The organism is Parasporobacterium paucivorans DSM 15970, assembly GCF_900141895.1.
Lineage (GTDB): Bacteria > Bacillota > Clostridia > Lachnospirales > Lachnospiraceae > Parasporobacterium > Parasporobacterium paucivorans.
The window spans coordinates 162,392-185,076 of the sequence record NZ_FQYT01000002.1 but is presented as its reverse complement, the minus strand read 5'-3'; the positions used below and the strand labels follow the sequence as shown (position 1 = coordinate 185,076).

Below are 22,685 nucleotides of genomic sequence, written 5' to 3'. Positions count from 1 at the left end.
TCACGGGGTTGCAGCATTCGTGCCGCAGCCCTGTCTGTCTGAGGTGATAGAATGGAAAATTTTTCCGAAAAATTTATTAACAACTTCATAACGGACGACCGCTGGGTCTATCTGTTCGAGGGACTGAAAACAACGTTTGTCATTACGTTTTTTGCGTTAATCATTGGCGTTGTTCTTGGTTTTGTGGTGGCAGTAATCCGTACCAGTGCGGATAAAACCGGAAAGCTGAAAATTCCCAATGCCATCTGCAAGCTGTATCTGACGATTGTACGAGGCACACCAGTAATGATACAGCTATTGATTATTTATTATGTTATATTTACCAGCCCCAATGTTTCCAAGGTTTTCGTTGCTGTGATTGCCTTCGGCATCAATTCAGGTGCTTACGTGGCAGAAATTGTCCGCTCTGGTATCAATTCCATCGACAGCGGACAGTTTGAAGCTGGAAGGAGCCTCGGATTAAGCTACCTGGAGACGTTCCGGTTTATTATTATTCCCCAGGCTTTTAAAAATGTATTGCCAGCCTTGGGCAACGAATCCATCTCTCTCCTTAAGGAGACCTCCATTTCCGGGTATATCGGGCTGATGGATTTAACAAAAGGGGGGGATATTATCAGAAGCCGGACCTATGAGGCCTTCATGCCACTGATAGCGGTAGCCCTCATCTACCTGGTTATCGTGATGTTGTTATCAGCGGGGATAAGCCGCCTGGAAAGGAGACTGCATGCCGGTGAACGTTAATTCGGATATAGTATTTAAAGTCGAAAATATCGAGAAGTTTTTCGGAAAGAACAAGGTTCTTGACCGTGTGTCCATGGACATACACAAAGGGGAAGTCATGGTCATCATTGGCCCATCTGGATCCGGAAAATCCACGTTTCTCCGATGCCTGAACCGGCTGGAGGAAACCAGTGCGGGGACCATTCTTTTTGAAGGTGTGGATATAACGGACTCCCGGAATGATATTAATAAACTGAGATGTAAGATTGGAATGGTGTTCCAGCAATTCAATCTGTTTCCCCATATGACGGTTCTTAAGAATATTACTCTGGCGCCCATGCGTCTGCTGAAATTATCCGCGTCGGAAGCGGAGGAAAGAGCCATGAAGCTTCTGCGGAAAATCGGACTGGAAGATAAAGCGGACTCGTATCCCAATAAACTTTCGGGAGGGCAGAAACAGCGTATTGCAATCGTGAGAGCACTCGCTATGGAACCGGAAGTGATGCTCTTTGATGAACCCACTTCTGCTCTGGATCCAGAAATGGTTGGGGAGGTTCTGGAGGTAATGAAGGATCTGGCCCGAGAAGGAATGACCATGGTTGTTGTCACCCATGAAATGGGATTTGCCAGAGAAGTAGCAGACAACGTATCATTCATGGACAACGGATTGATATTGGAGACCGGAAGCCCGGCAGAAATATTCAGCAATCCACAAAATGATAAAACGAGGAAATTTTTAAACAGTGTCCTTTAGTATAGAATGCACGGAGAAATTATGAAAAGCGAAAAAAATATAAAAATAGGAGCAAGACTTTCCCTGTTTGCAGCGGCGCTGATATGGGGGAGCTCCTTTTTTATTATGAAAAACACAACAGAAGTCCTGCCGTCTAATTATCTTCTTTCCATCCGCTTTACGGTAGCCTGCATCTTTTTGTGCATAGTATTCCGTAAGAAGCTGCCTGGAATAAATGCAGAGTATATCCGGGGGACGCTCGTTATAGGCGCATTTCTGTTTGTTGCGTACTTTACGCAGACTATAGGAATTACCGGGACCACACCGGGAAAGAATGCATTCCTCACCTCGATTTACTGTGTTATGGTCCCTTTCCTGTTTTGGTTTGTGCGGAAAAAAAGACCGGAGATGTCGAATTTTATTGCGGCGGTGTTATGCCTTGGGGGAATTGGATTGGTTTCCCTTACTGAAGGACTGAGAATAGGCTTTGGCGATGCTTTTACAATTATCGGCGGATTTTTTTATGCAGCTCATATGGTTGCCGTTGCGGTTTTTGGGAAAAACAGGGATCCGGTATTGATTACAATTCTGCAGTTTGCTTATTGTTCGGTGTTTTCCTGGATCACCACCTTTATATTCGAAGACATTCCGCCTGTTTCCGTATGGTCGGGAGGTCTGGTCCTTGATATGGTCTATCTTGCTTTTTTTGCCACGGCAATAGCACTGCTATTACAGAACATCGGACAAAAATACACAAACCCTTCTGCGGCATCCATTATTCTAAGTCTGGAATCGGTTTTTGGAGTTTTATTCTCCGTAATGCTATATGGAGAAAGTGTCACACCCAAACTGCTCGGAGGATTTCTATTGATATTCATTTCAATTGTGATTTCAGAAACGAAGATTTCCTTCCCTGTTCTGAAATATGTCCGCAGCAAGGCAGAAGAAGCAGATGGCTGACATTGATGCTTTCAGGGGTGATTGACCCTGTTTTGCGTGTCTTATTCAGACTGAGCATTAGGAGTCAAATCAAACGTTAATGTTCTGGCAGTAAAAAACAAATTCAGGGAGCAGAATTATAAAATGAAAAAAATGGTCTTGGCAGCAATGCTATGCATTCTGCTGCTCAGCGGGTGCGGCAGGATTAATTTCACTACAATACTCAGCAGCAAAGAGGTTTATACGATATCGGATGAAACCTGCAGTGTCAGTACTGCCAGGCTTTTTCTCGGAATTAAGAAAAGTGCGTACGAAAAACGATTTGGTGAAGATGTGTGGAACCAGGAATTTGCTGGAGACGGATTTGAGCAATATATTAAGGCGGATGTACTTGATGAAATGTCCGATATAACGCTTCGCTATCTGTTCGCAAAGAAAAATGGAACCGTACTGACGGATGGGGAAAAGGAAAAGGTGAAACAGGTCAGCAATGTATTTTATGGTGCCTTGACTTCGGATCAGGTTGAAAAGACCGGGGTCAACCAGGAATCCATCTATGAAATCGTTGAGAAATATGCGCTGGCTGAAAAGGTCTTCGATGAGATGACCGGGGATATTGCATCGAAAATCAGTGACGTGGATGCCAAGGTAATCCGGGTCCAGAGCATCTTCATCAAGACATTCTCTCTGGATGATGAGGGAAACCGAGTTGCATTTGGAGAGCAAGAAATCCAAAGTGCAAAGTCGAAAGCGGCAGATATCCTGGACAAGGCGACGAACGGAGAAGACTTTGCGGCACTGGCGCAGGAATACTCGGATGATTCGACCGTGGAATATACCTTCTGTAAAAGCGAAATGGAGGAGGTGTTTTCAGAGGCGGCCTTTTCTCTTAAGGATGGAGAAATAAGCGGAGTCATTGAGACGGATAAAGGATTTTACGTTATCAGATGCCTCAACAGTTATCTTCCGGATGAGAGCGCACATAAAAAGACAGAGCTTATCCAAAAGGAGAAAGACGAAGTATTTGAAAAATCCTATCAGCCATTTGTTGAAGGTTTGAACCATACAGTAAATAAAAGGCTATGGAAAAATCTTTCCATAGCCGGTATTGCAAGCATTGATATCAATCTTTATGACGCTTTCGATACAGCTTCCACCCAATAACCAGTAAGAGTGCAACAAGTGAGGCAGCCGAGATGATGAAGCCCAAAGCAAGACCTTTGGGTGAGTATACCAATACAATCGTATGGCTGCCTTTTTCGACCGGAAAACTGATGAAGGCGTTTTTGAAAGCTTTTGTGTCTGTTTTCTTTCCGTCCACATAAACGGAGAAGCCTTCATCATATGGAATGGACGTAAGCAAAAGACCGTCTTCACCGGCATCGACAGTGCCGCGGATATACGTATCGGAATATTTTTCGATTACAAGAGATCCGGCATCCAGTTCCTTGAAAACATCCGTATAAACTTTTTCGTTGAACGCAGCGAAATAGGAGAAGATGGCATTCTCTGAGCTGTCTGGAGATATAGTGACTTTGTTACCAGCAGATACGGTGCCAATATCTATAATTCGGTCATGCTGGGTACTATCATACGTTTTTGTTTCAATGGTTATTCCGGAGGCACTTGTGATTTCAACTGTAACGGATTTTGCATCCGTATTTACATAGGCGAAAATATGACCATCTTCCTCTATGTCTGCATACGCGGAAGAACCGGTGCTGCCGGAGGAAAGTATCGTGAAAATATTTTCCAAGCCAGTGGTGGCGGACACAAAATTATTCTGTACCACAAAAGGATCATTATCCAAGGTGGAAAATATTTCTTCCAGGTTCCCATTCACCATGAAGCCTAGTGGTAAAGTATATTTATTTTCATACAGGGAAATGCTTCCGGACTGGGCGTACAGACTGTATAAATCGCTTTCTTCAAGTACTGTGTTTGACAGCATGTATTTCACATTAAGCAGTGAAGCGGTCAAAGGCGTATATCCATAAAAGGAATAAGCGTTCATAGATTCCTCAAAGCCAAGGGAACCAAGGTAGTCGGTGACGCCGGCATTTGTAGTGGAGGAAAAGATGGAAACTCCTTTGTAATCGTGCCAGGCGGCGTCATTTTTTGTCCGGCGCAAAACCTTTTCAATCCGGTAAAAACCCGTATCCTCTTTCTGGACCTGGGCAAGTACATTTTCCACGTCCGCATTGTCGCTTAAATAGGCAGATCTGGTGGTTGTGCTGAAGGCGGTGGACCCTGTGTTGATTGCGGCTTCTGCTATTGCAACAACAAAAAACAGGTACAACACGGCTGGACGGGAAATGCCGTTTCCCCGGAACAGGCTTATTACGAGCAGGTACAAGGCAACGAATAAAAGACTCAGATAAACTGTATAGTAGGGGAGTTTATCTTCACCTGTCAGGAAATGCTCGATAAACATGAAGAAGACGGCAGTTCCGAAGAAGCTTCCGTAGATCTGGGAGGATGAATACCTTCTTATGTCGATAAAAGCCTGGAAACTCATTACCAGCAGCAGGAAGATAAGAATGAAGGACTGCCGGCAGGGCAGACTGTTTGGAAAATGAAAACCATGCCAGATATAGTTAGGTATATTGAAATTGAAACTCAGGAAAAAAATGGCGACCAGAATCATCTTGCAGGCTTTTTCCCTGCCGCTTATTCTTTTGTTGAACAGAAACAGGGGAATCATCATAAATACGATGACACTGCTGTAAATGTTGGCTTCGTGGGCTGTAAGGACTGCCGGCTCCACATTCATCAGCCCTCTGGCCAGAATTTCAAACATTGTAAAGTATTTGATCCATGTCTGAGGGAAGGTCATATCGGAGGACGCAGTAAGCTGCATTGCGTAAATCACCGGAATGAGTAAGAATGCAGCCAGACCACCGGAAATCATGGAATAAAGGATGAAATTCTGGATTTTCCGTAAGATATTTCCAAGGCTGGAGTCCGGTGTGGAAACCATCATGAAAATGAAATAGAGGACGGAAAAAATGCTTATCATTATGGCAATGTAGTAGTTGGATATGATGCATATGGCAAGGGCAATGCAGTAAAGGAGACATTTATTTCTGAGTACCAGTTCTTCTATTCCCAGTACGACAATAGGCAGCAGTACGATGCAGTCGAGCCACATCAGGTTCCATGTGTAGGCAGCCATGTAGGAGGAAAGGGCATAGAAGATTGAAAATAAGGCGATCAGCATGTTGCGTGTATTGTACTTCCTTCCCAGGTAATAAGCGAAGGTAAACCCGGCGAGACCAGACTTGAGAACAATGAAAACGCTCATGATTTCAATTATGTGGTTCCGGGAAACGAAAACAATAATCCAGTTTAGGGGACTTGCCAGGTAGTAGGCGTAAACAGGAAGGAAATTCACCCCCATACCGATATTCCAGGAATACGCAAGGCTTCCGCCGCTAACAAGTTTGTTGAAAAATTCTTTCATGAAAGGAGCGTATTGGTGATACATATCACTCCGGAGATAACAGTTGTCTCCAAAAGGGTAGATTCCTCTGAATATGTAAATGATGGTTATGATAAGGACAGGAACGAAGAAGGAGATGATATAAGCTGCACAGGGGCGTCTTGTTTTATTCATTGGTGTCGCTTCCTCCCTTTTTCAAACTTGTCCCTTTGATTATGAAAATTGGACGTTTTTTTGCTTCCATATAGATATGTCCTATATATTCTCCGATGATTCCTATCGAAATCTCCACGATTCCACCCAAAAACAGCACGGCTGAAAGAGTCGTGACATATCCGGGTACATCGATGCCGGTGATCAAGGTCTTGATGAGTGTGATGATTATGTAAACAAACGCAATGACGGAAATGAAAAATCCCATTGCCGTCACAAGCCTCAGGGGAAGGACGGAAAAGGACGTTATCCCGTCCATTGCATATTTGAAAAGATTCCTGTAATTCCACTTGGACTTTCCCGTTTCCCGGGTTATGTTATCATAGGGAATCCACTTGGTGTCGAACCCTACCCAGGCAAAAAGACCTTTTGAAAAACGCTGCACCTCTCCCAGGCTTAAGACCGCATCCACTACACTGCGCTTCATGATCCGGTAATCCACCACGCCTTCAGCGAGGCTGACATCTGTCATCTTGTTGCTGATTCTGTAAAAGGCTCTGGACAGGCCGCTCCTGAAAAAGGTTTCTCCGGTACGTGAAATCCTTTTTGCAGCACAACTGTCATAGCCCTCCCGGATTCCTGCAATCATTTCCGGAATAAGGTCAGGCGGGTGCTGCAGATCTGCATCCATAACAATAACGCAGTCGCCGGTGGAAAACTTCAGACCCGCATATATGGCAGCTTCCTTGCCGAAATTCCGCGATAGGGATATATAATCGGAGTCCGAGTTAATCTTAGCAAAACGGGCGAGTATGTCCGGTGTTTTGTCCGAACTGCCGTCATTTATGAAAATGAAATGAAAAATACATCCGTCAATTGTGTCCAGGACTTTTCGGGTCTCGGCATAAAAGGACTCAATTCCGGATGCTTCGTTAAAGCATGGAACAACGATATCAACTGACTGCATGGCAGACCTCCGCTTTCTTGTTCTTATCAGCTATTGTACTATAATGGGGAGAGGGTGTAAATGGATTTATAGGCAATAATCCTTGCCAATTCAGAAAAACCGTGGTACAATTCTATAGCTACAAAAATGCACGTATGCCAATTCTGAAAAGGGTGCCTGAATTCAGGTTTTTTCGGAGCGTGAGACATACGGAGGATATTAACCAAAATGGAGGAAAAAAAATGAGCGTTATTTCAATGAAACAGTTACTTGAAGCCGGTGTACATTTCGGACACCAGACAAGAAGATGGAACCCTAAGATGGCTCCATACATTTACACAGAAAGAAATGGTATCTACATCATCGATTTACAGAAGACCGTAGGTCTGATCGATACCGCATACAAGACTATTTCCGATATCGCAGCTGATGGCGGAAGCATCTTATTCGTAGGAACAAAGAAACAGGCCCAGGAAACCGTTAAGGTTGAAGCAGACCGTTGCGGTATGTTTTACATAAATGAAAGATGGTTAGGCGGTATGCTGACCAACTTCAAGACCATCCAGAGCAGGATTGCAAGACTGAAAGATATCGAAAGAATGTCAGAAGATGGAACTTTTGAAGTTCTTCCTAAAAAAGAAGTTATCGAATTAAGAAAAGAATGGGATAAGCTGGAGAAAAACCTTGGCGGTATCAAGAACATGAAAAAAGTTCCAAGTGCCATCTTTGTTGTAGATCCTAAAAAAGAAAGAATCTGTGTATTAGAAGCTCAGAAACTGGGAATACCTCTTATCGGCATTGCTGATACAAACTGTGATCCAGAAGAACTTGATTTTGTTATTCCTGGAAATGACGATGCCATCAGAGCCGTAAAACTGATTGTTTCCAGAATGGCAGATGCTGTTATCGAAGCAAGACAGGGCGAAGAAATGACTGGCACTGAAGAAGGGTATTCAGAGGAAGCTGTAGCAGAAGAAACAGCACCTGTTGAAGCATAGGAGGTTATTGTAATGGAAATTACCGCAGCAATGGTAAAAGAATTAAGAAATATGACCGGTTCAGGAGTTATGGACTGTAAAAGAGCTCTCGTGGAATCTGAGGGTGATTATGATAAAGCTGTTGAGGTCCTGAGAGAAAAAGGACTGGCTTCAGCAGAGAAAAAAGCCAGCAGAATCGCAGCTGAGGGTATCGTATGGGTTTCTGTTAAAGATGATGTTACCGCAATTATAGTTGAAGTTAACAGCGAAACAGATTTTGTTGCCCAGAATGATACATTCAGGACTTTCGTAGCGGACGTGGCAGAACAGATTCTTACTTCAGATGTTGGAACGGTTGAAGAGCTTGCGGAACAAAAATGGATCAAAGACGCATCCAAAACCGTTCAGGAAGAACTTGTCAGTCAGATTGCTGTTATCGGCGAGAAATTAAGCATCAGAAGATTCGTTAAGATCAATGCAGAAAACGGAGTGGTTGTTCCTTACCTCCATGGCGGCGGAAGAATCGGCGTTCTTGTAGACGCAGAATCCGCTGTTGTAAATGCTGAAGTTAAAGAGGCACTTAAGAATGTAGCGATGCAGGTAGCTGCTTTGTCTCCAAAATATGTTTCCAGGGATGAAATCAGCGATGAGTATATCGAGCATGAAAAAGAAATCCTTAAGGCTCAGGCAAGCAACGAAAATCCAGACAAGCCGGAAAGCATCATTGAGAAAATGATAATCGGACGTCTGAACAAGGAGCTTAAAGAAGTATGTCTTCTTGATCAGATTTATGTAAAGGACGGAGATCTTACTGTAGCCAAATATCTCGAGCAGGTATCAAAGGCAGTTGGAACCGACATCAAAATCAAGTCATTCGTACGATTTGAGACGGGTGAAGGCATCGAGAAAAAAGAAGAAAATTTTGCAGAAGAAGTTGCAAAACAGATGAGCAAATAATCAGGTATATTCATAGCCGCGAACCCTTAAACGGGCTGGCGGCTTTTTTTATCGTTGGGAAGGAGGAAATGGAGTGAAATTTATAGTCCAAAGGGTCAGCCGTGCCTCAGTAATGGTGGAGGGCAGAGTAACAGGCGAAATAGGAAAAGGTTTTCTGGTTCTGATCGGAGTCAGTCGGGAAGATACAAAAAAAGAAGCCGATAAGCTCGTGAGAAAGCTTACCGGCCTGCGGATATTTGAAGATGAAAATGGAAAAACCAATTTATCCTTAAAGGATGTGGATGGCAGCCTGCTGATTGTGTCCCAGTTTACATTATATGCAGATTGCAGAAAAGGCAACCGGCCGTCGTTTACACGTGCAGGCGAACCTGAGCAGGCCGAGTCTCTGTATGAGTACATAATTGAAAAATGCAAAGAGGATATCTCAGGAGTGGAAACGGGCATCTTCGGAGCTGACATGAAAGTCGAACTGATAAATGATGGCCCCTTTACCATAATCCTGGATTCTGAGGAACTATGACAGCCTCTGTTTGAAGTCCTCAAATCCAAATTCCCTGATTATCTTAATCTCTTTATCTGTACTGTAAACAGATATGGAAGGAAGCGCCATGCCATTGAATGTGTTGTTCTTGACCATCGTGTAATGGGCCATATCGCAGAAAACCAGCCTGTCCCCCGGATTTACGGCAGTGTCGAAAGAGTAATCCCCGATGATGTCTCCGGCCAGACATGTCGGCCCGCCAAGACGGTATGAGTAATTTTTTTCTCCCGGCAGACCCGCTCCGATAATCTCGGGGCGGTAAGGCATCTCCAGGACGTCCGGCATGTGGCAGGCAGCGGAGGTGTCCAGGATCAGGATGTCCATGCCGTTATGGATGGTCTCCAGTACCGTAGTGACCAGGAATCCTGTGTTCAGGACTACTGCTTCTCCAGGTTCCAGATAGACTTCAATATCATAGGTTTTCCTGAGCCGCAGAATGGTTTCTATCAGGACCTCCACATCGTAATCATTTCTTGTGATGTGGTGACCTCCGCCCAGATTCAGCCATTTCATATTCTTTAAATACGAGCCGAATTTAGCCTCAAAAACTTCAAGCGTCGCAAGAAGCGGTTCCTGTGTCTGTTCACACAAGGTATGAAGATGGAGACCGTCCAGACCTGCAGCATCATTGCCCTTGAATTCGGTTTCAGTTACTCCGAGGCGGGAATAGGGTGCACATGGGTCGTAGATGGCGTGACCATCCTGGGTAGAGAATTCAGGGTTGATCCGCATGCCGCAGCTTTTGCCCGCGGCCATGGCGGCCGGACTAAATTTCTCCCACTGGGAAAAGCTGTTAAAGATAATATGGTCGCAGATTTTTGTTATGACGGGAAACTCTTTTTCCTGATAGGCCGGACTGAAAATATGGGTCTCGCCATCGAATTCCTCGTGTCCCAGACGTGCTTCAAAGAGACCGCTTGCTGCGGTCCCAATCAAGTACTTTGAAATCAGAGGATACAGATAAAACATGGAAAAGGCCTTCTGGGCCAGGAGTATCTTGCATCCGCTCTTGTCCATTACGTATTGTAGGATTTCCAGGTTTTTTATAAGCAGGTTTTCGTCTATCACATATCCTGGCGTCGGAACCTGACTGAAACACTTTTCCATCATTAATCCACCAGATCCGGATGGAAGCTTTCTTTCCAAGGTAGTCCCCACTTGTTGAGGGCATCCATGAAAGGATCCGGATCAAATTCTTCTATATTGTATACGCCGGGTTTTGCCCAGGTACCATTCATGACGAGCATGGTGCCGATCATGGCCGGGACACCGGTCGTATAACTGATGGCTTGGCTGCCTACTTCCCGGTAACATTCCTGATGGTCGCATACGTTATATAAATAGTATGTCTTTTCTTTTCCGTCTTTTATGCCCCTGAAAATACAGCCGATATTGGTTTTTCCCACGGTCCTTGGGCCCAGGCTGGCAGGATCCGGAAGAACAGCTTTCAGGAACTGCAGGGGAACAATCATCTTTCCGTCAAACTCGATAGGCTCGATGGAAGTCATCCCCACGTTTTCCAGGCATTTCAGGTGTGTCAGATAGCTTTGTCCGAAGGTCATGAAAAAGCGGATTCGCTTGATTCCTTTAATATTAAGAGCCAGGGACTCCAGTTCCTCGTGATGAAGGAGATACATATCCTTTTCACCGATTTCCGGGAAGTTATAGACTCTCTTGATTTCCATAGGCTCTGTCTCCACCCATTTTCCATTTTCCCAATAGCTTCCGTTGGCCGTTACCTCACGGATATTGATTTCCGGATTGAAGTTGGTAGCAAATGGATAACCATGATCGCCCGCATTGGCATCCAGAATGTCGATGTAATGTATTTCATCAAACTCATGCTTCAGCGCATAGGCGGAGAATACACTTGTAACGCCAGGGTCGAATCCGCTTCCCAAAAGGGCGGTGATGCCGGCCTCCCTGAATCTTTCCCTGTAAGCCCACTGCCATTTGTATTCGAATTTTGCTGTGTCCAGCGGCTCATAATTGGCCGTGTCCACATAACTGGTCTTGGTCGCAAGGCAGGCATCCATGATGCTCAGATCCTGATAAGGCAGAGCGAGATTCAGCACTACGTCCGGTTTGAATCCATTGATGAGTTCAATAAGTTCCTCGACATTATCCGCATCTACCTGTGCGGTATGAATGATTGTCTTGCTGTTTTTTAATTTTTCTTTGAGAGCATCACACTTGCTTTTTGTTCTTGAAGCTATCATAATCTCTGTAAAGACTTCGCTGTTCTGGCAGCATTTATGGATGGCAACACTGGCGACTCCGCCACATCCGATTATTAGTGCTTTTCCCATAATTCTACACCTCCGTAATTTATAATTGTTTAGCGCTAAGCGAGAGCAGAATCTCCCTTAACAGTTTACAGGCCGTCATGGTAGATATGCCACTGGAATCATAAGTCGGTGAAAGTTCATTTAAGTCACACGCAACTATGTTCATGGATTCCGTTATTTTCATGATGCCTTCCAGCAGCATATGGAAAGATAGTCCGCCCGGTTCCGGGGTTCCGGTTCCTGGAAACACGGAAGGATCCAGAATGTCCAGATCTATCGTGAGATAGACCGGTTTTCCACGGAGACCTTCCAGGGTGTTTTCCAGCCCTTCCAGATTGAATTTATTCATGTATGTGTGTCTTTTGGCGAATTCAAATTCACTTTTGTCTCCGGAACGGATACCAAACTGGAAGATTCTTCCATCGCCTAAAATTTCATGGCAGCGACGTATGACGCAGGCATGTGACAGCTGCATTCCCAGATAATCATCCCGTAAATCCGCATGAGCATCCAGGTGAAGGATGTGAAGGTCCGGATATCTCGCAGCGGAGGCCCTGACGTTTCCCAGTGTGACCAGATGCTCTCCCCCGAGCAGGAAAGGCAGTTTACCTTCAGCCAATATCTCGGAGGCCATATCTTCTATCTGTTTCAGGGAATAGGAGCAGTCTCCGAAGCAAAGGTCCAGGTCACCTGCGTCATAAATTGTGAAATCGGCAAGATCCAGGTCCTGGTAGGGGCTGTAAGTTTCGATACCAAAGAATTCACTTCGCATGGATTTGGGTCCAAATCTGGTCCCTGGGCGGTAAGAAGTGGTGGAATCGAAGGGAGCTCCAAAGATGACAATGTCCGACTCTTCGAAATTCTGGGGACCTCCCAGGAAGTTGTCATTATTCTTCTGATTCAACATTTCTCAAAATCTCCTCAACGTAGTTTGGCAGAGCAAAGGAACCTGCATGCAGGTTGGTATTATAATAATGCGTTTTCAAATCCAGGGCCTTCCATTTTCTGACCTTCAGGTCTCTGACCGGATGGTATTTTTTTGAGGCAAAGCCAAACAGCCAGTGGCCGGACGGATAAGTCGGAATATGAGCCTGGTAGACCCTGCATATCCCGAAGGATTCCGTAATCCGCTTGTGAGCCCTCTGCATGGCCTCCGCATCTTTTGGATAAAAAGGACTTTCGTGCTGGTTCACCATAATTCCGTCTTCTTTAAGTGCTTTAAAACAATTCCCATAAAATTCTTTTGTGAACAGACCTTCACCCGGACCAAACGGGTCCGTGGAATCCACGATAATGATATCATACTTGTCAATACAGGAACGGACGTATTTGAGGCCGTCCTGATAGAATACGCGAACCCGGCTGTCGTCAAATCCACAGGCAGTCTGGGGCAGCCATTTCTTGCAGACATCAACCACCAGCTTGTCGATTTCAACGATATCCAGAGTTTTCACGCCGGGATATTTTGCCAGTTCCCGCAAGGCGCCACCATCCCCGCCTCCGATTACAAGAATGTTTTCCGGATTGGGATGTACTGCCATAGCGGGATGCACAATCATTTCGTGATAGATAAATTCGTCTTTTTCCGTGAGCATCATATAACCATCCAGTGTCAGAAATGTCCCGAACGCAGGAGATTCAAACACATCAATTCTTTGAAATTCACTGTCAATGGAGGCAAGCTGTTTGTCCACCCGGATTGAAAATTTTACATCATTCGTATGCTTTTCCGTATACCAAAATTCCATATTATTCCTCCTTTAAGACGTTCAGTCTCTCCACTTCCATATCTTCCGGGCCTGTCATGGAACAGCCTTTATCTTTACAGTAGCGGATATATTCGATTATCTGGGAAGTGATCATTTCTCCCGGTGCCAGGATGGGAATCCCCGGGGGATAGCACATGACGAATTCGGTACAGATCCGGCCGCTGCAGTCATCCAGCGGCAATGAAACGCAATCAGAATAAAAGGCATCCCTGGGGGTCATAACGACCTCGGGGTTGATGTATTCTGTCTTGAAGAGAGCTACTTTGTCCTTTTTGAACCGTCTCCTTATTTCTGACAGGGCACCGATCAGGCGTTCAATGTCGCTCCGGCGGTCGCCCACAGAGATGTAGGCAAGCATGTTGGCAACATCTCCAAACTCTGTCTGGATATCATATTCATCCCTCAGAAGGTCATATACCTCGATACCCGCCAGCCCAAGACTCAATGTGTTGATGGAGAGTTTTGTGACATCAAAGTCAAATATTTCCCGGCCGTTAATAAGTTCTCTTGAAAATGCATAATAGTCACCAATCTGGTTTATTTCCTCCCGGGCATATTCGGCATATTCAGATACTTTTGCAAAAATTTCCTGTCCGTGCAATGCAAGATTTTTGCGAGAAATATCCAGACTGGACATGAGCAGGTAAGAAGCACTTGTAGTCTGGGTGAGGTTTATTATCTGCCTTACGTGGTGCGGATTGATATCCGGCCCGCACAACAGGATGGAACTCTGGGTCAGGGATCCGCCGGATTTGTGCATGCTTACGGCTGCCATGTCCGCTCCGGCCGCCATGGCGCTTATGGGCAGGTTTTTTCCGAAATAGAAATGAGTACCGTGTGCCTCGTCCACAAGTACCTTGAGATTGTATTTATGGGCCATTACGGTTATGCTGGTCAGGTCGGAACACACGCCGAAATAGGTAGGATTGTTGACATAAACTGCTTTTGCGTCCGGATTTTTCAGTATGGCATCGTGCACTTCATCTATAGTCATTCCGAGGGATATCCCCAGCTCATCATTGGTTTTCGGGTTTACGTAAATGGGCACCGCTCCGCAGAGAATCAGGGCATTAATGACACTTTTATGCACATTTCTGGGAACAATTATCTTTTCTCCATGCTTACAGACAGACATAATCATTGCCTGCACGCCGGAGGTAGTACCATTTACCATGAAAAAGGCTGATTTTGCTCCAAATGCGTTGGCGGCCATTTCTTCTGCATCTTTTATCACGCTGATTGGGTGACAGAGGTTATCCAGGCTTTTCATAGAGTTGACATCCACGGTCAGGCATTTTTCCCCTAAGAAATCCGTAAGAAGTGGATTTCCTTTTCCTCTTTTGTGACCTGGTACGTCAAAGGGAACCATGCGCATTTTCTTGAATTCCTGCAATGCATCCAGCAGGGGTGTTTTGTTTTGGTCCAGTTTCATTTAGTCTCCTGCTTAGTTAGTATACGTTTGTACCGCTGAATATCTCGATCATTTCCTTTCGGAGATTATCGGATATCAGCAGGCGTTCTTTGGGGGGCAGCTCATAAACATCCGTTTTGAAGAGATAATTCTGCAAATCAAGTTCTTTTATGAGCATCTTTGTATGAAAAATATTGGATTGGTACATATTTATGTCTATTGCATCGTACTTTTGCAGGATCTCATCATCAATATAATCCTGAATGGACGAGATGTGATGGTCGATAAATATTTTCTTTCCTGCGATATCACGGGTGAAACCGCGCACATGATAATCCATTGTTATTATATCAGAATCGAAGCTGTTTATCAAAAAATCCAGGGTGCTGAGGGGCGTGATTTCTCCGCAGGTAGCAACATCGATATCCACCCGGAAAGTAGCTATGGAATTATCCGGGTGATACTCCGGATACGTATGTACGGTGACATGGCTTTTGTCCAGATGGGCAACCACTGTTTCGCCATCCTTAAAAGGAACCATGGATTCCTCTGCAATCAGAAGGGTAACACTGGCTCCCTGCGGGTCATAATCCTGCTTGGAAATATTCAATACATTTGCACCAATCATGTCTGTAACTTTCAAAAGGATGTTCGTAAGGCGTTCTGAGTTATACTGCTCGTCGATATAGGCTATGTAATCCCATTGTTCGCGGTTGCTTTTTGCATAACACACATCATATATATTGAAACTCAGGGATTTGGTCAGGTTGTTGAATCCATATAATTTATACTTATCTTTCATGTTAAAATCCTCCCAGTGATTATTTATTCTTCAGGCCATAAAAATAGCCCGGTCAGAGTGTTAAGCCAACACTGCACCCGGGCGTATCAATCAAACATCACATTAACGGACAAGCGCCAAAACGGTATAAGAAAAAGGCACAAAATTATCCGGATTTGAGGTTTCAGAGTCTATATAGCAAGAATACTTTTACTACTCTTATTGATCGTTTCACAAATGCCATGCACAGGCTGATTTTTTTAGTGAGCTGAAGCTCAATCAATAATGCAACAAAGTTGCCGATTGCGGCTTTTGACCGGGCTGTCCGTATGGCCATAATCCGATGGCAAAAGCAACGGATGGTCAAAATCTTGCTAAAAGGCATTGAGCCTCTTATCAACATTCAAATTATATCTAAGTGAATAATTGATGTCAATACAAAAATTTGTTATATTGACAGTATAGCATATAAATCAGGATATTTTGCTTAAAACATTTAAATGTTGATAGTAAGGATGGGCAGCTGGGAGGAGTAAAATAAATAAATAAGGTATTTTCTATTTATGAAAATATGGTACAATATATATGAATTTGACCTGGAGGATATTATGAGTGAATATAACAGAGTGTTATTGAAGTTAAGCGGAGAAGCGCTGGCAGGCGAAAAATCAGCCGGTTTTGACGAGGATGTGGTGGTTGATATTGCCAGACAGGTAAAACAGCTGGTATCGGAGAATCTTTCAGTAGCAATCGTCATTGGCGGAGGAAATTTCTGGAGAGGAAGGACAAGCAATAAAATTGACCGGACAAAGGCAGATACAATAGGCATGCTGGCAACAGTCATGAATTGCATTTATGTATCCGAGATTTTCAGAACAGAGGGAATGGAGACCTCTGTCTTCACTCCATTTGAATGTGGGAGTTTTACACGTTTGTTTTCGAAGGACAGTGTAAATCAATGTTTTGCCAAGAATGCCGTTGTTTTTTTTGCCGGAGGAACCGGCCACCCGTATTTTTCAACAGATACAGCCATGGCGCTGCGGGCTGTGGAAATCGAAGCAGACTGCATTCTGGCTGCAAAATCCATAGACGGGGTCTATGATTCGGATCCGGATAAAAATCCGGATGCAGTCAAAATTGAAGAAATGAAAATGCAGGATATCATTGACAACAAACTGGGTGTAATTGATACGGCGGCGGCAGTGTTATGTGTGGAAAATAAAATGCCGATGCTGATTTTTGGCCTGAATGGGAAAAACAGTATAATCAATGCGGCAAGCGGGAAATTCAGCGGAACGAAGATATCCGTATAAATTTAACTTAGTGGGAAGGATGAAAGATAATTATGGAAGAGATTTTATTACAGCTTGAATCAAAAATGGAGAAAAGTGTTGAAAACCTTATGGCAGAATTCGGATCTATCCGTGCAGGCAGGGCGAACCCCCATGTACTGGATAAGATTAAGGTGGATTATTATGGAACGCCTACCGCAATCCAGCAGGTGGCCAACGTATCCGTACCAGAACCCAGAATGATTCAGATCCAGCCTTGGGAAGGCAGCATGATAAAAGTCATTGAAAAGGCAATCCTTACTTCCGACTTAGGACTTACTCCGACGAACGACGGAAAAACAATCCGCCTCTCCTTTCCCGAACTGACAGAGGAAAGAAGAAAAGACCTTGTAAAGGACATTAAGAAAAAAGCCGAAGAGGCGAAAGTTGCAATCCGGAATATACGAAGAGATGCAAATGATAAATCCAAGAAGAAAAACAAAGCCGGAGAACTTTCAGATGACAACTTTAAAGAACTGGAAGAAAAGGTTCAGAAAATCACGGATAAATACATCGTATCCGTTGATAAAGCAGCGGAGACGAAATCCAAGGAAATACTTACTGTATAATAATATATATGCAGAGGGCATAAGATTGTTTATGCCCTTATTTTTAATAGTGACCAGAGGAGAATCAAAATGAGTGTTGATATTGAAAATATGAAGATTCCACGACACGTTGCCATCATTCTTGACGGAAATGGACGTTGGGCAAAAAAACGCTTTATGCCAAGAAATTTCGGGCACATAGCCGGGGCCAGAAACGTAGAGACTATTTGCAGGGCAGCATATGATGCTGGGATTGAATATCTGACGGTTTATGCATTCTCTACCGAAAACTGGAATCGTCCGGCTGACGAGGTCGGATCCATCATGGAGCTGATGCGCAGCTATCTGAAAGACAGTATTGAGAAATCCAGAAAAAACAACATGGTTGTACGTGTTATAGGGGACAGAAGCAGACTGGATGAAGATATAAAGAAAATGATTGAAGTGCTGGAAGAGGATTCATCCCGGAATACCGGGTTGAATTTTACCATAGCATTAAACTATGGAGGAAGGGATGAAATAATCCGGGCTATCAACCGGATTCTTTCCGAACCGGAAGGCAGGATAAAGGAAGTGGATGATGAAACCTTTTCCAGGTATCTGGATACGGCTCAAATTCCTGACCCGGATCTGCTTATTCGAACCAGCGGGGAAGAAAGACTGTCCAATTTCCTTATATGGCAGCTGGCTTATGCAGAATTTTATTTTACCGATGTCCTATGGCCGGATTTTGATAAAAAAGAGCTGCTCAAAGCGATTGTCAGCTTCAACAAAAGGGACAGAAGGTTTGGAGGAATAAATGATGTCACTAAATAGCCTGAAAAATAAATCCTTTTATACAAGACTTGTAAGCGGCATTATTTTAGTCTTGATTATTCTGGGAACGATTATAGGCGGGGGTAACCTGCTGCTGGGATTCTGTTTCGTGATTTCCATCATTGGGCTGCACGAGCTGTATAATGTTCTGGGATTTGCCAAGAAGATTCTTGGAATAGCCGGATATGCTGCCGCTGCCGCATATTATCTGCTTGTCAAGTCCGGAAATGAAAACTATATCATCCTTCTCCTTGTAGCCTCCATGGTCGTTATGATGGTGATTTTTGTTTTCCGGTTTTCTGAATACCATGCTGACCAGATTTTCCTGGCCTTTTTCGGAATCCTTTACGTAGCCGTCATGATATCCTTTATCTACAAGCTGAGAATCCAGTCAGAAGGAACGTATCTGGTCTGGCTGATTATTCTGGGTTCCTGGGGATCAGACACTTTTGCTTATCTCGTTGGAATGATATTCGGAAAACACAAGCTTGCACCGGTACTCAGTCCCAAGAAGTCCGTGGAAGGTGCAGTCGGAGGTGTAGTCGCCTCTGGAATTCTGGGAATAGTCTACTGTCTTATCTTTAAGGAGCATATATCGGTTTCGCCTGTTATGACGGGGCTGATTTGTGCCGGTGCAGCCGTCATATCCCAGATCGGGGATCTGGCCGCCTCCGGCATCAAACGTAATTATGAAATCAAGGATTATGGCAGGTTGATCCCCGGGCATGGCGGGATACTGGACCGGTTTGACAGCATAATATTTGCAGCACCCGTCATTTATTACCTGATAATGTACGTCTGAATTATTATCCGGGAGGGAATTCATTATGAAAAGACTATCTGTTTTGGGCTCGACTGGTTCCATTGGCACCCAGACGCTTGAAATTGTTAGGAGAAATCCTGAACTGAAGGTTACCGCCCTGGCAGCAGGTTCCGATATAGCAAGCCTGGAAGCACAGATCCGGGAATTTAGGCCGGCTGTTGTATGCGTGTATAATCGCGAAAAAGCGGATGAACTCAGGATAAAAATCAAAGATACAGATACTGCGGTGTTTTCAGGAATGGATGGACTGATTGAAACGGCCTGCCATAAAGACGCAGATATTGTCCTGACAGCCATGGTGGGCATGATTGGTATCCAGCCTACAATCGAAGCCATAAAAGCGGGGAAGGATATTGCCCTCGCAAACAAGGAAACACTTGTAACGGCCGGCCACCTCATCATGCCTCTTGCAAAGCAATGCGGGGTCAGAATTCTGCCAGTTGACAGTGAGCATAGCGCCATTTTCCAGTCCCTCAACGGAGAAGATTCCGAAAATATAAGCAGGATTATTCTTACTGCTTCAGGGGGACCGTTCAGAGGGCTTACCAGAGAGCAGATGCAGGGCATTCGACCGGAAGATGCCTTGAAACATCCTAACTGGAGCATGGGCAGGAAAATCACTATTGATTCGGCAACCCTTGTCAATAAAGGCCTTGAGGTAATGGAAGCCAAATGGCTTTTTGACGTTCCCCTTGAAAAAGTGGAAGTCATTGTACATCCCCAGAGCATCATTCATTCCATGGTCGAATTCGTGGATGGTGCAATAATTGCCCAATTGGGCTGCCCGGATATGAAGCTGCCCATACAGTACGCTCTCTTTTACCCGGAGCGGAGATACCTGGACGGGGATAGGCTGGATTTTGCTGCGATAAAAAATTTTACCTTTGAGGCACCTGACTTGAAAAATTTCCCCGGTCTTAAACTGGCCTATGACGCATCGGCTGCGGGAGGAACCATGCCGACCGTTTATAATGCCGCAAATGAATATGCAGTAAGGAAATTTCTTGATAACGAGATCCGCTTTTTAGATATAGCTGAAATAATAAGCCTTGCAATGGATGGGCATAAGGTTATCGGAAATCCTTCCGTGGAAGAAATATTACAGACAGAAACAGACACCTATTATAGAATCGAAAGTAGATGATAAAATGAAAATTATTATTGCATTAATCGTATTCAGTATTTTAATCATCATACATGAACTGGGACATTTTCTCCTGGCAAAAAAAAATGACATCCTTGTGGTAGAGTTTTCCCTGGGTATGGGACCGAGGCTTTTCAGTTTCACGAAAGGCGAGACGAAGTACTCTCTGAAACTCCTGCCCTTTGGAGGTTCCTGTGCTATGCTTGGAGAGGATGAGGACCTCGAAAGTGAAAGGTCTTTTAACAAGAAGTCCGTGTGGGCCAGAATATCAGTTATTGTGGCCGGACCGGTTTTTAATTTTCTTCTGGCCTTTGTCCTAGCCCTCATCGTGATTGGTTTGGTAGGGTATGATCCGTCCAGGGTTACGGCGGTCGACCCGGAAGCTCCTGTTTACGAGACGGGCATCAGAGAGGGGGATACAATCACATCCTTCAACGACCGCTCCGTGCACTTTGGCCGTGAAATATTCCTTGAAGAATATATCAATCCTGCTTCGGATAAATCCATAGACATTACATACGAAAGAAACGGGAAAGAAAGCACGGCCTCGTTTCTGCCAAAAGCAGTCAGCAAGTATGCGGTAGGCATCCGGTATTATTCCACGGACGCGCCGGCCCAGATATCCGAGGTTGTTGAGGGCGGTGCAATGAAGGAAGCCGGTGTAAATACCGGGGATATCATTACATCTGTAAATGGAACGGTAATTGAAAATGGAATTCAGTTAGGTGAATATTTGCAGGGACTTGATATGGGTGCCGGAGAAGCTCTGGCGATTACCCTTGAAAGGAACGGAAAATCTTTTCAGGTCAGCGTTATCCCGGAGATGAGCACCTACTATGAACTAGGGTTTGCGTATAACCTTATGCGGGAAAAAACTTCTCCATGGGGCGTTATGAAATACAGCTTTTTTGAACTCACCTACCAGATTGAAACCGTATTCCGAAGCCTGGTGCTTATGGTAAGCGGCCATGTCTCGGCAGATGACATATCAGGACCGGTTGGTATTGTAGGCATCATTGGGGACACTTATTCTGAAAGTTTGCAATATGGTGCCCTGATGACCATAATGAGTATGGCAAATCTAACCATAATGCTTAGTACTAATCTGGGTGTGATAAATCTTATTCCGTTTCCGGCGCTCGATGGTGGAAGGCTGTTTTTCCTTGTTTTAGAGGGAATCAGAAGAAAACCAATACCTAAAGAGAAAGAAGGCCTGGTTCACTTTATCGGAATGATACTGCTGATGGCGTTGATGGTTTTTATTATATTTAATGATCTAAAGAAGCTTTGATGGAGGTTGCGATGCATAGAGAACAGACCAAAAAAGTTCAGATTGGAAATAAAGTAATCGGCGGAGGAAGTCCGGTACTCGTTCAGTCCATGTGCAATACAAAGACGGAAAACGTCCGGGAGACGGTTGAACAGATATTCATCCTGGAAAAGGAAGGATGCGACATCATACGTGTGGCAGTTGCTTCCAAAGAGGCCGCTATTGCTATCCGCGACATTAAAAAAGAAATACACATTCCATTGGTGGCTGACATCCATTTTGATGCCCGTCTTGCTGTTCAAGCTATTGAAAACGGTGTCGATAAAATCAGAATAAATCCGGGAAATATCGGCGGAACGGACAAACTTCTTTCTGTTGTGGCCGCCGCCAGGGAAAGAAATATTCCAATACGAGTGGGCGTCAACAGCGGTTCTCTGGAAAAGGAACTGGTAGAAAAATACAAGGGAGTAACGCCCCAGGGTCTTGTGGAAAGTGCTTTAGCAAAGGCTGGGATTATAGAGGATACGGGATATGATAACATTGTAATAAGTATCAAGTCCTCCAATGTCCTTATGAGTTATGAGGCACATAAGCTTATAGCAAAAAAGACCAAGTATCCATTGCATATTGGCATCACAGAATCGGGCACTGTGCGGACCGGAAGCATTAAATCAGCCGTAGGACTGGGGATAATCCTTAATGAGGGCATAGGAGACACGATCAGGGTATCTTTGACGGGAGATCCGGCGGAGGAAATCCGTGCGGGAAAGATTATCCTGAAAACCCTGGGTCTTCGTAAAGGAGGGATAAATATTATTTCCTGCCCTACCTGTGGAAGGACGCAGATAAATCTTATCGATCTGGCCAACAAGGTAGAAGATCTTGCAGCCAGATACGACCTTGATATCGACCTGGCTGTAATGGGCTGTGTGGTGAATGGACCGGGAGAAGCTAAAGAAGCGGATTTAGGGGTAGCCGGCGGAAAGGGATCCGGAATCCTGATACGTAAAGGGGAAGTCATCCGGACGGTTGCTGAGGACGAATTATTGAATGCCTTAAAGGAAGAATTGGATAACTGGGGTCATCAGGAGTAATC

22 protein-coding genes are annotated in these 22,685 nt (G+C 44.5%); 14 read left to right on the top strand and 8 right to left on the bottom strand.

Annotated features, from left to right (window positions below):
* Positions 1-51: 51 nt before the first annotated feature.
* From BUA79_RS00915 to BUA79_RS00900, 4 genes are all read left to right on the top strand, one after another.
* The gene (locus BUA79_RS00915; RefSeq protein WP_073992478.1) at positions 52-741 is read left to right on the top strand and encodes an amino acid ABC transporter permease; all 690 of its coding nucleotides are present in this window, start codon (positions 52-54) and stop codon (positions 739-741) included.
* Positions 725-1,474: an amino acid ABC transporter ATP-binding protein gene (locus BUA79_RS00910; RefSeq protein WP_073992477.1), complete on the top strand. Its 750-nt coding sequence runs from the start codon at positions 725-727 to the stop codon at positions 1,472-1,474. Before BUA79_RS00915 ends, BUA79_RS00910 begins: the two co-directional genes overlap by 17 nt.
* A 21-nt stretch (positions 1,475-1,495) precedes the next feature.
* Positions 1,496-2,413: a DMT family transporter gene (locus BUA79_RS00905; RefSeq protein WP_073992476.1), complete on the top strand. Its 918-nt coding sequence runs from the start codon at positions 1,496-1,498 to the stop codon at positions 2,411-2,413.
* A gap of 123 nt (positions 2,414-2,536) precedes the next feature.
* Positions 2,537-3,556 (top strand): peptidylprolyl isomerase, encoded by a 1,020-nt coding sequence (locus tag BUA79_RS00900; protein ID WP_073992475.1) that lies wholly within the window; start codon positions 2,537-2,539, stop codon positions 3,554-3,556.
* Here the strand turns inward: BUA79_RS00900 and BUA79_RS00895 are convergent.
* Entirely contained in the window at positions 3,516-6,008 is a 2,493-nt protein-coding gene (locus tag BUA79_RS00895) for a YfhO family protein (protein ID WP_073992474.1), read from the bottom strand. The genes BUA79_RS00900 and BUA79_RS00895 overlap by 41 nt on opposite strands.
* A complete protein-coding gene (locus tag BUA79_RS00890) occupies positions 6,001-6,954 on the bottom strand; it encodes a glycosyltransferase family 2 protein (protein ID WP_073992473.1) in 954 nt (317 codons plus the stop codon). Before BUA79_RS00890 ends, BUA79_RS00895 begins: the two co-directional genes overlap by 8 nt.
* A 221-nt stretch (positions 6,955-7,175) precedes the next feature.
* Here BUA79_RS00890 and rpsB point away from each other — a divergent pair, with 221 nt between their 5' ends.
* The 3 genes from rpsB to dtd all read left to right on the top strand — a co-directional run bounded on the left by rpsB (position 7,176) and on the right by dtd (position 9,387).
* Positions 7,176-7,931, top strand: a complete 756-nt coding sequence (gene rpsB / locus BUA79_RS00885) for a 30S ribosomal protein S2 (RefSeq protein WP_073992472.1) — start codon at positions 7,176-7,178, stop codon at positions 7,929-7,931.
* Positions 7,932-7,943: 12 nt separating this feature from the next.
* Complete coding sequence (gene tsf, locus BUA79_RS00880; protein ID WP_073992471.1) at positions 7,944-8,867, top strand: translation elongation factor Ts; 924 nt, start codon at positions 7,944-7,946, stop codon at positions 8,865-8,867.
* Between the two features lie 73 nt (positions 8,868-8,940).
* Positions 8,941-9,387 (top strand): D-aminoacyl-tRNA deacylase, encoded by a 447-nt coding sequence (gene dtd / locus BUA79_RS00875; RefSeq protein WP_073992470.1) that lies wholly within the window; start codon positions 8,941-8,943, stop codon positions 9,385-9,387.
* Here dtd and nspC read toward each other — a convergent pair.
* The 6 genes from nspC to speD are packed head-to-tail and all read right to left on the bottom strand — an operon-like array spanning position 9,382 to position 15,678.
* Positions 9,382-10,515: a carboxynorspermidine decarboxylase gene (nspC, locus tag BUA79_RS00870; RefSeq protein WP_073992469.1), complete on the bottom strand. Its 1,134-nt coding sequence runs from the start codon at positions 10,513-10,515 to the stop codon at positions 9,382-9,384. The genes dtd and nspC overlap by 6 nt on opposite strands.
* A gap of 2 nt (positions 10,516-10,517) precedes the next feature.
* On the bottom strand, positions 10,518-11,717 hold the full coding sequence (locus tag BUA79_RS00865; RefSeq protein ID WP_073992468.1) for a saccharopine dehydrogenase family protein: 1,200 nt from the start codon (positions 11,715-11,717) through the stop codon (positions 10,518-10,520).
* Between the two features lie 19 nt (positions 11,718-11,736).
* On the bottom strand, positions 11,737-12,603 hold the full coding sequence (speB, locus tag BUA79_RS00860) for an agmatinase (protein ID WP_073992467.1): 867 nt from the start codon (positions 12,601-12,603) through the stop codon (positions 11,737-11,739).
* Entirely contained in the window at positions 12,584-13,444 is an 861-nt protein-coding gene (speE, locus tag BUA79_RS00855; protein ID WP_073992466.1) for a polyamine aminopropyltransferase, read from the bottom strand. Before speE ends, speB begins: the two co-directional genes overlap by 20 nt.
* A gap of 1 nt (position 13,445) precedes the next feature.
* A complete protein-coding gene (locus tag BUA79_RS00850) occupies positions 13,446-14,897 on the bottom strand; it encodes an aminotransferase class I/II-fold pyridoxal phosphate-dependent enzyme (RefSeq protein WP_073992465.1) in 1,452 nt (483 codons plus the stop codon).
* A 16-nt stretch (positions 14,898-14,913) separates the two neighbouring features.
* A complete protein-coding gene (speD, locus tag BUA79_RS00845) occupies positions 14,914-15,678 on the bottom strand; it encodes an adenosylmethionine decarboxylase (protein WP_073992464.1) in 765 nt (254 codons plus the stop codon).
* 587 nt (positions 15,679-16,265) lie between these two features.
* Between speD and pyrH the strand changes: the two genes are divergently transcribed.
* Genes pyrH through ispG form a run of 7 tightly spaced genes read left to right on the top strand, consistent with a single transcriptional unit; the run spans position 16,266 to position 22,683 of the window.
* Complete coding sequence (pyrH, locus tag BUA79_RS00840; RefSeq protein WP_073992512.1) at positions 16,266-16,970, top strand: UMP kinase; 705 nt, start codon at positions 16,266-16,268, stop codon at positions 16,968-16,970.
* A 32-nt stretch (positions 16,971-17,002) separates the two neighbouring features.
* A complete protein-coding gene (gene frr / locus BUA79_RS00835; RefSeq protein ID WP_073992463.1) occupies positions 17,003-17,557 on the top strand; it encodes a ribosome recycling factor in 555 nt (184 codons plus the stop codon).
* Between the two features lie 39 nt (positions 17,558-17,596).
* Entirely contained in the window at positions 17,597-18,352 is a 756-nt protein-coding gene (locus BUA79_RS00830; protein ID WP_334292706.1) for an isoprenyl transferase, read from the top strand.
* The gene (locus BUA79_RS00825; RefSeq protein WP_073992461.1) at positions 18,339-19,154 is read left to right on the top strand and encodes a phosphatidate cytidylyltransferase; all 816 of its coding nucleotides are present in this window, start codon (positions 18,339-18,341) and stop codon (positions 19,152-19,154) included. Before BUA79_RS00830 ends, BUA79_RS00825 begins: the two co-directional genes overlap by 14 nt.
* 25 nt (positions 19,155-19,179) lie before the next feature.
* Complete coding sequence (locus tag BUA79_RS00820; protein WP_073992460.1) at positions 19,180-20,319, top strand: 1-deoxy-D-xylulose-5-phosphate reductoisomerase; 1,140 nt, start codon at positions 19,180-19,182, stop codon at positions 20,317-20,319.
* Positions 20,320-20,323: 4 nt separating this feature from the next.
* Positions 20,324-21,610: an RIP metalloprotease RseP gene (gene rseP / locus BUA79_RS00815; RefSeq protein ID WP_073992459.1), complete on the top strand. Its 1,287-nt coding sequence runs from the start codon at positions 20,324-20,326 to the stop codon at positions 21,608-21,610.
* A gap of 11 nt (positions 21,611-21,621) precedes the next feature.
* The gene (ispG, locus tag BUA79_RS00810; RefSeq protein WP_073992458.1) at positions 21,622-22,683 is read left to right on the top strand and encodes a flavodoxin-dependent (E)-4-hydroxy-3-methylbut-2-enyl-diphosphate synthase; all 1,062 of its coding nucleotides are present in this window, start codon (positions 21,622-21,624) and stop codon (positions 22,681-22,683) included.
* Positions 22,684-22,685 lie beyond the last annotated feature (2 nt).

Coding starts and splice junctions, on each gene's coding strand:
- BUA79_RS00915 (WP_073992478.1), top strand. CDS start 52: ATGGAAAATTTTTCCGAAAAATTTATTAACAACTTCATAACGGACGAC.
- BUA79_RS00910 (WP_073992477.1), top strand. CDS start 725: ATGCCGGTGAACGTTAATTCGGATATAGTATTTAAAGTCGAAAATATC.
- BUA79_RS00905 (WP_073992476.1), top strand. CDS start 1,496: ATGAAAAGCGAAAAAAATATAAAAATAGGAGCAAGACTTTCCCTGTTT.
- BUA79_RS00900 (WP_073992475.1), top strand. CDS start 2,537: ATGAAAAAAATGGTCTTGGCAGCAATGCTATGCATTCTGCTGCTCAGC.
- BUA79_RS00895 (WP_073992474.1), bottom strand. CDS start 6,008: ATGAATAAAACAAGACGCCCCTGTGCAGCTTATATCATCTCCTTCTTC.
- BUA79_RS00890 (WP_073992473.1), bottom strand. CDS start 6,954: ATGCAGTCAGTTGATATCGTTGTTCCATGCTTTAACGAAGCATCCGGA.
- rpsB (WP_073992472.1), top strand. CDS start 7,176: ATGAGCGTTATTTCAATGAAACAGTTACTTGAAGCCGGTGTACATTTC.
- tsf (WP_073992471.1), top strand. CDS start 7,944: ATGGAAATTACCGCAGCAATGGTAAAAGAATTAAGAAATATGACCGGT.
- nspC (WP_073992469.1), bottom strand. CDS start 10,515: ATGGAAAAGTGTTTCAGTCAGGTTCCGACGCCAGGATATGTGATAGAC.
- BUA79_RS00865 (WP_073992468.1), bottom strand. CDS start 11,717: ATGGGAAAAGCACTAATAATCGGATGTGGCGGAGTCGCCAGTGTTGCC.
- speB (WP_073992467.1), bottom strand. CDS start 12,603: ATGTTGAATCAGAAGAATAATGACAACTTCCTGGGAGGTCCCCAGAAT.
- speE (WP_073992466.1), bottom strand. CDS start 13,444: ATGGAATTTTGGTATACGGAAAAGCATACGAATGATGTAAAATTTTCA.
- BUA79_RS00850 (WP_073992465.1), bottom strand. CDS start 14,897: ATGAAACTGGACCAAAACAAAACACCCCTGCTGGATGCATTGCAGGAA.
- speD (WP_073992464.1), bottom strand. CDS start 15,678: ATGAAAGATAAGTATAAATTATATGGATTCAACAACCTGACCAAATCC.
- pyrH (WP_073992512.1), top strand. CDS start 16,266: ATGAGTGAATATAACAGAGTGTTATTGAAGTTAAGCGGAGAAGCGCTG.
- frr (WP_073992463.1), top strand. CDS start 17,003: ATGGAAGAGATTTTATTACAGCTTGAATCAAAAATGGAGAAAAGTGTT.
- BUA79_RS00825 (WP_073992461.1), top strand. CDS start 18,339: ATGTCACTAAATAGCCTGAAAAATAAATCCTTTTATACAAGACTTGTA.
- BUA79_RS00820 (WP_073992460.1), top strand. CDS start 19,180: ATGAAAAGACTATCTGTTTTGGGCTCGACTGGTTCCATTGGCACCCAG.
- rseP (WP_073992459.1), top strand. CDS start 20,324: ATGAAAATTATTATTGCATTAATCGTATTCAGTATTTTAATCATCATA.
- ispG (WP_073992458.1), top strand. CDS start 21,622: ATGCATAGAGAACAGACCAAAAAAGTTCAGATTGGAAATAAAGTAATC.